13 protein-coding genes and 2 pseudogenes are annotated in these 10,393 nt (G+C 74.2%); 4 read left to right on the top strand and 11 right to left on the bottom strand.

Annotated elements, in window-relative coordinates; translation table 11 throughout:
• From HUW36_RS16495 to HUW36_RS16480, 4 genes and pseudogenes are all read right to left on the bottom strand, one after another.
• Positions 1–428 (bottom strand): annotated as a pseudogene (locus tag HUW36_RS16495) (hypothetical protein); the annotation flags it as partial.
• A 126-nt stretch (positions 429–554) separates the two neighbouring features.
• Positions 555–1,559 carry a glycine betaine ABC transporter substrate-binding protein gene (locus HUW36_RS16490; protein WP_174528985.1) on the bottom strand — a complete coding sequence of 335 codons (1,005 nt, stop codon included), beginning with the start codon at positions 1,557–1,559 and terminating at the stop codon, positions 555–557.
• Positions 1,560–1,770: 211 nt separating this feature from the next.
• Positions 1,771–2,493, bottom strand: coding sequence for an ABC transporter permease (locus HUW36_RS16485; protein WP_174528984.1), 723 nt, complete (start codon positions 2,491–2,493; stop codon positions 1,771–1,773).
• Between the two features lie 55 nt (positions 2,494–2,548).
• The gene (locus HUW36_RS16480; RefSeq protein ID WP_174528983.1) at positions 2,549–3,235 is read right to left on the bottom strand and encodes an ABC transporter permease; all 687 of its coding nucleotides are present in this window, start codon (positions 3,233–3,235) and stop codon (positions 2,549–2,551) included.
• 2 nt (positions 3,236–3,237) lie between these two features.
• Here HUW36_RS16480 and HUW36_RS16475 point away from each other — a divergent pair, with 2 nt between their 5' ends.
• Positions 3,238–4,236, top strand: coding sequence for an ABC transporter ATP-binding protein (locus HUW36_RS16475; RefSeq protein WP_174528982.1), 999 nt, complete (start codon positions 3,238–3,240; stop codon positions 4,234–4,236).
• A 42-nt stretch (positions 4,237–4,278) separates the two neighbouring features.
• On the opposite strand, the gene HUW36_RS16470 is transcribed toward HUW36_RS16475, so the two are convergent.
• From HUW36_RS16470 to folP, 7 genes are all read right to left on the bottom strand, one after another.
• Positions 4,279–4,770, bottom strand: a complete 492-nt coding sequence (locus HUW36_RS16470; RefSeq protein ID WP_174528981.1) for a hypothetical protein — start codon at positions 4,768–4,770, stop codon at positions 4,279–4,281.
• Positions 4,771–4,851: 81 nt separating this feature from the next.
• Entirely contained in the window at positions 4,852–5,154 is a 303-nt protein-coding gene (locus HUW36_RS16465) for a hypothetical protein (RefSeq protein ID WP_174528980.1), read from the bottom strand.
• 76 nt (positions 5,155–5,230) lie between these two features.
• Complete coding sequence (locus tag HUW36_RS16460; protein ID WP_174528979.1) at positions 5,231–6,460, bottom strand: ABC transporter permease; 1,230 nt, start codon at positions 6,458–6,460, stop codon at positions 5,231–5,233.
• 116 nt (positions 6,461–6,576) lie between these two features.
• On the bottom strand, positions 6,577–7,065 hold the full coding sequence (locus HUW36_RS16455) for a DUF3180 domain-containing protein (RefSeq protein WP_174528986.1): 489 nt from the start codon (positions 7,063–7,065) through the stop codon (positions 6,577–6,579).
• Positions 7,066–7,103: 38 nt separating this feature from the next.
• Positions 7,104–7,631 (bottom strand): 2-amino-4-hydroxy-6-hydroxymethyldihydropteridine diphosphokinase, encoded by a 528-nt coding sequence (folK, locus tag HUW36_RS16450; protein ID WP_174528978.1) that lies wholly within the window; start codon positions 7,629–7,631, stop codon positions 7,104–7,106.
• Positions 7,628–7,987, bottom strand: coding sequence for a dihydroneopterin aldolase (gene folB, locus HUW36_RS16445; RefSeq protein ID WP_174528977.1), 360 nt, complete (start codon positions 7,985–7,987; stop codon positions 7,628–7,630). The genes folK and folB overlap by 4 nt, the downstream gene beginning before the upstream one ends.
• Entirely contained in the window at positions 7,984–8,859 is an 876-nt protein-coding gene (folP, locus tag HUW36_RS16440) for a dihydropteroate synthase (protein WP_174528976.1), read from the bottom strand. The genes folB and folP overlap by 4 nt, the downstream gene beginning before the upstream one ends.
• Positions 8,860–9,218: 359 nt before the next feature.
• Between folP and HUW36_RS16435 the strand changes: the two genes are divergently transcribed.
• The 3 genes and pseudogenes from HUW36_RS16435 to HUW36_RS16425 all read left to right on the top strand — a co-directional run.
• The gene (locus tag HUW36_RS16435; protein ID WP_091070155.1) at positions 9,219–9,533 is read left to right on the top strand and encodes a hypothetical protein; all 315 of its coding nucleotides are present in this window, start codon (positions 9,219–9,221) and stop codon (positions 9,531–9,533) included.
• 14 nt (positions 9,534–9,547) lie between these two features.
• The gene (locus tag HUW36_RS16430) at positions 9,548–9,910 is read left to right on the top strand and encodes a hypothetical protein (protein ID WP_089157613.1); all 363 of its coding nucleotides are present in this window, start codon (positions 9,548–9,550) and stop codon (positions 9,908–9,910) included.
• 49 nt (positions 9,911–9,959) lie between these two features.
• A pseudogene (locus HUW36_RS16425) lies at positions 9,960–10,393 on the top strand (ATP-binding protein); the annotation flags it as partial.

The raw sequence follows: 10,393 nt of genomic DNA, 5'->3' as shown, positions 1-10,393 counted from the left end.
CTCTTCCGATCTCGGCCGCCCGAGCGTTCCTCAGCGGGCGCGGCGGCCAGCCCCGCGGCTGCCGCGTCGAGCCGTCGACGCACCGCGCCGGCTGTCTCCTCCGCCCGCCTGGCCTGGTCGAGCGCCTGGTTGCCGCGCTGGGCGGCGGCCACGATCTCGGACCGCAACTCGCGCCGGAGCTGCTCCAGCTCCTCCCGCAACTCCTCGGCCCCGGCGGCCCCGGAACCGCTCTCCGCCCGCAACGCGATGGAGAGACCGATCAGCACCACGGCGAGGATCGCCAGCACCGCACCGAAGCGCAGCGTGCCGTTCCCGTCGGCGACCAGCAGGATGAGCGCCGCCAGCGGCGCGAACCCCACGCCGATCCAGAACAGGACGGTCAGCGGCGTCGGGGTGCGCTTGTCGGCGGGGGCGACCGAGGCGGGCATGGCTGAGCAGATTACCGAGAGTTCCACCGGAGGGGAACGGGTCGGCGCGATCGGATGCACGGTCGCTGACCAGCACACCCCGCTCGGGAACGCCGCCGGCCGGTGGGACCGGCCGGCGGCGACGGATCAGCTCGTGGCGAGCGCCGCGTCCGAGGAGAAGACGAGGCCCACGCTGGCGGCGCCGGTCTTCAGCGCGTTCTTGGTCTGCGGGCCACCCGCGTCCAGCGAGCTGAACGAGCCGGCCTTGAAGTCGTAGACCTCGACGAGACCGGCCTGGCACTTCGGCCGCTGCGGGCACTCCGGCGGGCCGGCGAGCACGGTGGCCTGCCCGGAGCACTTCGCGGCCAGGTCGGAGAGCGTCGAGACGCCGTACTTGTCGGCGAAGGCCTTGGTGACCGCGAACGCGTTCTGGTCCTGCGCCTGGGAGGGCTGGCCGAACACCAGGCCGGCCTTGTCGCCCTCGGTCTTGAGCGCGGCGACGGTCTTCTCCAGCTCCGGCGAGGAGACCGGCTGGGCGTCCTTGCCGTTGGCCTTGGTGTTGAGGAACTCGGCCATGGTGGCGGCGTACTCCGGGACGACCTGGACCTGCCCCTTCTCCAGCGCCGGCTCGTAGAGCTCCCGGTTGCCGATGGTCTGCACCTTGACCTGGTAGCCGGCCGCGGTGAGTGCGATCTTGTAGAGCTCGGCGACGGTCTGGCTCTCGCTGAAGTTGCCCGCGCCCACCGTCACCTGGCCGCCCGGGCCCTTCTCGATGCCGTCGGTCAGGCCGTTGGCGCCGGCGAACTCCTGCGCCGCCACCTGGGGCGTCTTCCGGTCGACGTCGACCGCGCGGTTGAGCTGGATCAGCTTCGGGGTGTCGAGTTTCGCCGAGACCTTGTCCAGCGCGGCGACGAGCTGCGGCGTCGCCGCCTTCTTGTTGATCGCGGGGAGGACGTTGTCGGTGTTCTGGAGCTTCTTGTCGTCGGTGAGGACGACCAGCTGGTCACCCGCCACCGGGGCACAACCGGCGCCCGAGGAGCCCGCCTCGGGCGCGTCGGTGCCGGACGAGCCGGCGTCACCGCAGCCGGTGAGGAGAGCCGCCGCGGCGAGGGCGCCGAAGGCCCCCGCGGCCAGCCGTGAACGTGCGCGCATCAGTGCCCGCCTTCCGTGTCCCGGCGCGGCCCTCACTGGGGCCGGCCGCGTGTCCGACGGGCGATCCGGACGGTCGCCCGTGACTTCACCCAACATCCTCCGGACCCGACCGACAAATTCGGAGCGGTTTTCGTCATCCGATCGTCACCAGCGGGTCGGATCCGCTGTGATGCCCGACTCACCGACGGGCCGGCTAGGGGTCGCCGGACGATCAGCCGCCGGCCGTGGCCGCGGCCGCACGGCGGTTCGCGCGCCGGCTGACCCGCCGCAGCGGACGCGGCGTGACCACCCGCTCCAACACCGCGAGGATCCCCTCGACCAGCAGCGCCAGGCCCGCCACGAGCACACCGCCGGCGATGATCTGACCGCCGCCGGCCGCGATGTCCAGCCCGAAGCCGGCCCGGATGATCTGGCCCAACCCGCCGCCGTTGACGAACGAGGCCAGCGCCGCGGTCGCCACCACCTGCACGGCCGCCGTGCGGAAACCCGCCGCCAGGTAGGGCACCGCGAGCGGCAGCTCCACCCGGCGCAGCACCTGCCCACCGGAGAGCCCCATCCCGCGCGCCGCGTCCCGGGCCTCCGGATCGGCCTGCCGCACCCCGGTGTACGCGTTCGCCAGCAGCGGCGGCACCGCGAAGACCGCGAGCGCCACCACCACGGCCGACCGGCCGAACCCGAGGAAGGTCAGCGGCAGGATGGTCAGCAGGGCCAGGGTCGGGATCGCCAACGTGACGTTGGAGACCAGCAGCACCAGCCCGCCGCCGCGGCCGCTGTGGCCGAGCCAGAGACCGATCGGCCACGCCACCAGGCAACCGAGCAGCACCGCCAGGGCGGACATGCTCAGGTGCTCGCCGAGCCGGTCCAGCACGCCGCCCGGATTGGTCCAGTTCAGCGGGTCGTTCAGCCAGACCACCGCCTGCTTTACCGGGTTCACCGTGTGCGCCTCTCGCTCGCGACTGCGGGGCTCCGCTGCGCTGCACTCCGCGCGCTCATGAGACCCGCCCGCGCAGCCACGGCGTGAGCAGCCGCCCCACGCCCGCCAGGATCAGGTCGAGCACCAGCGCCAGCAGCACGCAGAGCACCGTGCCGGTCATGATCTGCGCCTTGTAGAAGTTGTTCTGGAAGCCGGCGAAGATGAGCTGACCCAGCCCACCCCGACCCACCACCACGCCCACGGTGACCAGCGCGACGGTGGAGACCGTGGCCAGCCGTACGCCGGTGAGGATGCCCGGCAGCGCCAGGGGCAGCTCGATGCGGAACAGGCGGCCCCAGCGGCCGTACCCCATGCCCTCGGCGGCCTCCCGCACCTCCGGTGGCACCTGGTTCAGGCCGGCCAGCGTGTTCCGCACGATGACCAGCAGCGCGTAGAGCGCCACCACGGTGAGCACGGTGATCGCCCCGATGCCGAGGTAGGGCGCCAGGAAGGCGAACAGCGCCAGCGACGGGATCGTGTAGAGCACCCCGGTCAGCGCCAGGATCGACGCGGCGAGCGAGCGGAACCAGTACGCTGCCACCGCGAGCGGCAACGCCACCAGCGCGGCGATCACCACGGCCCGGGCGGTCAACCAGGTGTGCTCGCGCAGCGCGGCGAGGATGGTGTCAGAGTTGTCCCGCACGTACTGCCAGGAGAACCACGGATTGCCCGGGGCGGCCCGGTAGCTCAGGTGGAGGAACACACGTGGACGTTACCCCGGGCACCACCGCCGGTCACGGCGCCGCCTCGATCACGCTGGAGCGCATCCGCAAGCGCTACCCGGACGGCACCGAGGCGGTCCGCGAGCTGAGCCTGGAGGTCGAGGCGGGCGAGCTGGTGGTGCTGATCGGCCCGTCCGGCTGCGGCAAGTCGACGGTGCTGCGGATGATCAACCGGCTGATCGAGCCGACCGACGGCCGGATCCTGCTCGGCGACGACGACGTCACCCGCGTCGACCCGGTCACCCTGCGTCGCCGCATCGGGTACGTGATCCAGAACGTCGGCCTCTTCCCGCACCAGACCGTCGCCGCCAACGTGGCGACCGTGCCGGGGCTGCTCGGCTGGCCGCGCGAACGCACCCGCGCCCGGGTCGGCGAGCTGCTGGAGCTGGTGGGTCTCGACCCGGCGCAGTTCGGCCGGCGCTACCCGCACGAGCTCTCGGGTGGGCAGCGGCAGCGCGTGGGTGTCGCCCGCGCCCTCGCCGCCGACCCGGTGGTGCTGCTGATGGACGAGCCGTTCTCGGCCGTCGACCCGATCGTCCGGACCCGGCTCCAGGAGGAGTTCCTGCGGCTCCAGGCCGAGGTGCGCAAGACCATCGTGCTGGTCACCCACGACCTCGACGAGGCGGTACGGCTGGGCGACCGGATCGCGGTGCTGTCCGAGGGCGGCGTGCTGGAGCAGTACGACCGTCCGGCCGCGCTGCTCGGTTCGCCCGCGTCGGCGTTCGTCCGCGAGTTCGTCGGCGCCGACCGGGGCATCCGCCGGCTGGCGGTCACCCCGCTGACCCGGGCGGTGCTCGACCCGCTCCCGGCCGACGGTGGGACCGGCCTGCCCACGGTGCCGCTCGGCGACTCGGCCTACGACGCGCTGGGCACGCTGCTCACCTCCGGCGCCGACCACGCGCTGGTCACCGAGGACGGCAGCCCGGTGGGGCTGATCGCGCGGAGCCGGGTGCTGAGCCTGGGCGCGGTGGACGGCGCCTGACCGACCGGCGCGCCGGGTCACCGACGGTCCGGGCCCGTCGGCTCAGGCCCGGCCACCCAGGCTCGCCAGGCCGACGATCCAGCCGGCGAAGAATCCGTAGGTGACCCCGCTGCTCGCGGCCTGGAAGGCGGCGAAGAGCGTGCCGTGCGGCCCGAGGAGCGTGGCGAGCAGCGCGGTGATCCCGCCGGCGAGGGCGTACGCGCCCCAACCGGAGAGGAACTGGCTGCCCGAGGCCGCCACCCGGTCCACCTGCGGGCCGGGCAGCAGGTAGAGCAGCGCCGCGGCGACCACGAGCAGCAGGATCGCCCGCAGGTTGGCGGTGAGCAGCCCTTCGTCGGCGTGCCACCGCCAGGCCGGCCAGGACAGCAGCCGCAGGAACCAGCCACCGGCCCCGGTCGGATCGGTGTGGCCCTGCGCCCAGTCGCCGTACATCGGGCTGCCGCCGACCGCGACGAGCAGGAACGCGGCGAGCGTGCCGGTGCCGGCGGCCGTGCCGTACCGGGGGACGGTGCGGGGGCGGTTGGTGAGGGCCATGGAGCGGTCAGTTCCCGGGCCGCCGCGCCGGGCAAACCTGCGTGTCCGCGCGGCCGCCGTCGGCCGGCGGGCGGCCACCGGTCAGTGCTTCATCAGGTAGTCGATGAAGGCGGCGCGCAGCAGCGGCGCGGAGTCCTCGTAGCCGTGCCCGGTCAGCTCCCGCCACAGCGCGTTGGCCTCGTCGATGGTCGGCCCGACCGAGTTCGGCGCCCCGTCCAGGGCGGCGGCCTCGTCGGCGTTCGGCAGGTGCCGCAGCACCGACCAGAAGAACCCCACGTCGCGACGCTCCCGGGCCAGGTGGAACGCCTGCTCGCGCAACTCCTCGGTGGAGAGCTTGTCGAGCTCGTCGAAGGTACGGCCGCCGGGGGCAGGAGTCTCCGTCATGCCGCCGAGCCTAACCGGCGAGATCAGCTCCGGCGCGTCGGACGCGACCCCCGCCGGACGCCTACCGCCGCCGGGCTCAGCGCTCGGCGTCCCAGCGTCGTGGTTCGTTGTCCCAGCGCGGCGCCTCCCAGGCGTCGACCGGGGTGTCCGCCTCCCGGACCGGCAGCACCGACGGCCAGGGGTCGGTCGGCTCGGGCGGCGGCGTGGTCGCCCACCCGGTGCTGATCCGGCCGTCCCCGCCGGGTCGGGGTGGACCGGGCGCGACGGCCGCGAGCGGAGCCGGGCGGGGCCGGCCGAACGTCTCGACCAGCCGGGTGACCAGCAGCCCGGCACCGAGCACGGCACCGCCCAGGGCCCAGCGGCCGACCGTCCAGTCGTGCGCCACGGTCCAGGCCAGGAACACCACCACCAGGCTGACCGCGATCAGCGTGCCGAAGACGCCGCCGCGCCGGCCGTACGCGCTGGTGCCGCCGAGCAGCACCGTGCCGATCGCCAGCACCGTCCAGTCCAGCCCGGTGCCGGGGGCCACCGGCCCGTCGCCGTTCGCGGCGATCAGCACCCCGCCGAGCATCGCCAGCACCGTGGAGCCGACGAGCGCCAGCGCGGTCACCACGGCGGCGACCACCCCGCGCCGCCGGGCCGGGTCGGCGACCGGGCGGAACCGGCCGACCAGCCGGCGCACCGGTTTGATCGCGCCGAAGAGGCCACCGAGGACGGCCACCGCGGCGAAGCCGACGAAGAGGTAGAGCGCGGTGCGCCGGGGGTCGTACTCGCCCTGGACCGCGACCGGCGCGGTGCGCCGCTCCAGGTAGACGATCACGCCGGCCGCGCCGGCCAGGCTCGCCGCCCAGCCGGGCACGTGCAGCACCACCACGACCAGCGCGAGCGCCAGTCCACCGACCGCGGCCACCGCGAGCGCCGGGAGCAGCGCCTCCCGGGCGCCCCGGTCGCCCTGCTCGGCGACGTGCATCGCGGCGGCCAGCGCGACCGGACCGATCGCCAGGTTCACCGCGGCGGCCCGCAGGCTCAGGCCGGCGGCCAGGGTGAGCAGACCGAGCCCGGCCACGTCGACGAGCAGGGTCTTGAGCGCGCCGCCGCGCAGCGCGTCCGGGTCCTCCCGCCAGAGCAGCCAGGTCACCGTCACCAGCCCGGCCAGCAGCAGGAACTCCCAGACCACGTGCACCGCGATCCGGTCCCGGCCGGGTTCGCCGTGCGACGGGTCGTCGAAGACGTTCTCCAGCACGGCGGCCGGTACGCCGGAGGACGTCTCCGGTGGCGCCGTCCGGTCCGCCTCGTCGTACCCCATTGGCCGCGCCTCCCAGGTGGCCGCGTCCGGCCCACGGGCGGGCGGACCGGTGGCGGCCGTCGCACTCCGGTCGCCAGGGACGGTACCTGTGGCCAGGGGTGTGGGGAACCCCCTGATCAGAGGCGCCCGCGCGGGGTCTCGCGGTCGCCCGGCTCGCGGTCGGAGTCGTCCTCCTGCTCAGGCACCCGGCACGACCGCTCCAGCCAGAGCGCGGCCGCGACCAGGGCGAGCGAGGCGACCGCCCCGGCGACCGCGGCGGGCCGGTCGCCGGCGGCGGCGTTCGTCGGCTCGACGAAGAGCCAGCCGGCCAGCCCGGCGTAGAAGCCGGCGAAGATCGCTCCGGCCAGCGCGGACGCCTTGGCGAGCACCACGAAGCGGGCCACCAGCAGCGGGTTCACCGGCTCCCGGCCGGGCCGCCGCTCGATCCGACTGCGGGTGTTGACCGCCGCGTAGCCCTCCAGCACGGCCAGCCCGGCCAGCGTGATCACCGGCAGCCACGGCAGGTCGGCGGCGAAGTCGCCGTAGAAGTTGCTGATCAGCAGCCAGGCCACCGCGGCGGCGGCCAGCGCGGCCACCACGAGCGTGGAGACCCGGGTCGGACCCATCCGGAAGCGGTCGGGATCCTGTGGGGACCGGGTCGTACTCATGTGTCCGACTCTAGCGTCAGATCCGGTCGCGGGCTCAGTTCCAGGGCGTCGGCGGCCAACGGCTCGGCGTTGAGCAGGTCGGTCAGCCAGCCGTGCCCGGGCAGCCGGCCGTGCGGCTCGATGTCGATCCACGGGCGCAGCACGAAGGCGCGCAGGTGGGCCCGGGGGTGCGGCAGGGTCAGCTCGGGATCGTCGGTGAGCACCGGGTGGCCGGCGTCGTCCCAGACCGCGATCACGTCCACGTCGAGCGTGCGCGGCCCGTACCGCCGGTCCGCGTCGCGGGTGCGCCCGGCCGCCGCCTCGGCGGCCCGGGCCCGAGCCAGCCAGTCGCCCGGCGCCGCCGCCGGGTCCACCACCATCACCGCCGCGTTCAGGTACGCGGGCTGGTCCGCGTCCCCCCACGGTGGAGTCTCGTAGACGCCGGAGACCAGCACCACGCCGTCGCCGAGCGCGGCCACCGCACCGCGCAGGTGGTCGAGGCGGTCGCCGAGGTTGCTGCCGATCGACAGCACGGCCCGGGTCACCGGGTACGCCGCATGGTGACGGCCACGTCCCGGAAGGCGTGCGGGATCGGGGCCTCCGGCTTGTGCACGGTCACGGTCGCGGCGGCGACCCGCGGTTCGGCCAGGCAGACCGCGAGCAGCCGCTCGGCGAGCGTCTCGATCAGGTTCACCGGCTCGCCGGTGACCACCGCGACCAGCCGCTCGGCCAGCTCGCCGTAGTGCACGGTGTCGGTCACCTCGTCCGAGCGGGCCGCCGGGCCCAGGTCGAGTTCGAGCACCGCGTCGACCACGAACTCCTGGCCCTGGGCGCGCTCGAAGTCGTAGACGCCGTGCCGGCCGTGCGCGCGCAGGCCGGTCAGCTCGATCCGGTCGGTCATCGGTCCCCTCCCCCGGCCGCGCCGGCGCTCGCGGTGGCCAGCCGGGGGCGGCCGGTGGCACGCCAGACGGCGAGCGCGTCGGCGGTGCCCCGGACGTCGTGCACGCGTACCCCCCAGGCGCCGGCGGCCACGGCGAGCACGCTGGTGGCGACGGTCGCCGCCTCGCGGTCCTCGGTCGGCCGGGGCGCGCCCGCCGGGTCGGCGAGCAGTCGGCCCAGATAGGACTTGCGGCTGGCCCCGAACAGGACCGGGAAGCCGAGGTCGACCAGCTCGGGCAGGCGGGCGCTGAGTTCCCAGTTGTGCGCCGCGGTCTTGGCGAAGCCGAGCCCCGGGTCGACGATGATCCGGTCGGCGGCCACCCCGGCGGCGAGCGCCGCGTCGACCCGGCCGCCCAGCTCGGCCCGGACGTCGGCCACCACGTCGGTGTAGTGGGCCAGGTCGCGCATCTCGCGGGAGTGGCCCCGCCAGTGCATGAGCACCCACGGGCACCCGGCGTCGCGGACCACGCGGGCCATGTCCGGGTCGGCGAGCCCGCCGGACACGTCGTTCACCACGGCCGCGCCGGCGGCGAGGACGGCCTCGGCGACCCCGGCCCGGCTGGTGTCGATGCTGACCGCGATGCCGGCGGCGACCAGTTCCCGGACCACCGGCAGCACCCGGGCGGTCTCGGTCTCCGCGTCCACCCGGTCGGCGCCCGGCCGGGTGGACTCGCCACCCACGTCGACCAGGTCCGCCCCGTCGGCGCGCAGCCGCACGCCGTGTGCGACGGCGGCGTCCAGATCGGCGTATCTGCCGCCGTCGGAGAAGGAGTCGGGCGTGACGTTGAGGACGCCCATCACCACCGGGGTCCGCGCCCGTACCAGATCGGTCACGGACCCGACAGTACCGTTCGCCGGCAGGGCTTCCGGCGGCCGGGCGAGCGCCGGACCGACGGTCCTGACGTGCGCATTGGAACAGGTGTACGATCGGTCGTCCGGGTCGTTCCGGGTCCACTCTTCGCGGCTTGTCGCAAAGGTGGCCGGCCCGTACGCTTTGGAATTGCCCAGCATCGAGATGGCGAAGCCTGGAGGGAGGGCCGAAGCGGGAACAATCCTCCCAAAACTCGCCACGCTCCGTGGTTGAGTGACGGACCCAGCGTCGACGGCGCTGTCTTCGACGAGCACCATCCCGCCAGGCTTGCCTAACTGCACCACCGCGGCACCGCCGGCCGCGACCTTTGGGGAGGTTTCCAGTGATCGCCATCGAGCTCATGGCAACGGCGTCCACCGCCGTCGACCACGCGCTCCACACCCTGGCGTCGACTCCACTCGCCGAGCCGGCCCCGAAGGGCATCGACACCGACAACGTCGTCACCTTCTTCGCCAGCAAGGTCGCGCCGATCCTGCTCGCCGTCCTCGGCGTGATCTTCATCGGCCGGGCCAGCCGGGGTGAGATCTCCAAGGTGCTGACCAGCTCGGCCATCGCCATCATCGGGCTGGCCTTCATCGCCGGCGCGGCCACACTCTTCTTCGTCGGCGACTACCTGATCAACCTCATCTTCGAGTAGGGCGTTGGGCGACGATGCGGCTGCGCACCGACGACGACATCTACCGGGCACGCCTGGTCTACCTGGGCCCGCCCGGCTACACCCTTCCCGTCCACCTGCCGTACGCCCAGTACGGCCTGTTCATGCTGCTCGTACCCCTCTACGTGTTCATCCACTGGTTGTTCACGCTCCAGGTCGAGCTGTTCCCCGCCTGGGAGATCTCGCTCGCCATCGTGACGACCTCGTTCATCTTCCGGTACGTCGACCCGGACCGGCCGGCGCGCATGGTCATCCGGACCGCGCTGACCGACTGGCGACGCACCCGGGAGCCGGCCGCCGAGCTGCGGGACCCGCGCCTCGTCGCGAGCCGGATCAGGATCCGGGAGGAACTGGCATGACCGGGCGTACGCCGACGGCGCAGACGAACGACGCGGGTGAGGCGGTCGCATGAGTCGCTCTTCCACGCCGGGTTCCCCGGCCGGGCACCCGGGCGGGTCGCCCGGTAACCGTGCGCGATCGTTCGACTACCCACCGGACGAGGACCTCGACGAGATCGTCCTCGACCCGGCGCTCGTCACCAGCCCCGGGCACGGCCGGGTCGGCGTCTTCCAACCCCCGCGTCCGCTCACCCCCCGGGGTGCCGAACCCCGGGAGCCGGTCCGCCCCGAGGGCGACATCGACTCGCCCTTCCTCGACCTGTTCGGCGGCGCGCAGCCCCGCGTCCGCCGACCGGCCGGCCCGCCCACCGGGTCGACCCCGCCCGCCCCGCCCGTCGAACCCGTGGTGGCGCCGCCCCGACGCGGTGTCGGCCGGGAGGCCCTGCCGATCCCGCACCAGCACGCCGCGCCCGTCGAACCGGTGCCCCGGCCCGAACCCGATCC

Origin of the sequence: Micromonospora maritima, assembly GCF_902825405.1 — a bacterium.
Classification (GTDB): Bacteria; Actinomycetota; Actinomycetes; order Mycobacteriales; family Micromonosporaceae; genus Micromonospora; species Micromonospora maritima.
Note: the sequence above shows the minus strand (reverse complement) of the source record. Positions and strands in the feature narration are given on the sequence as shown.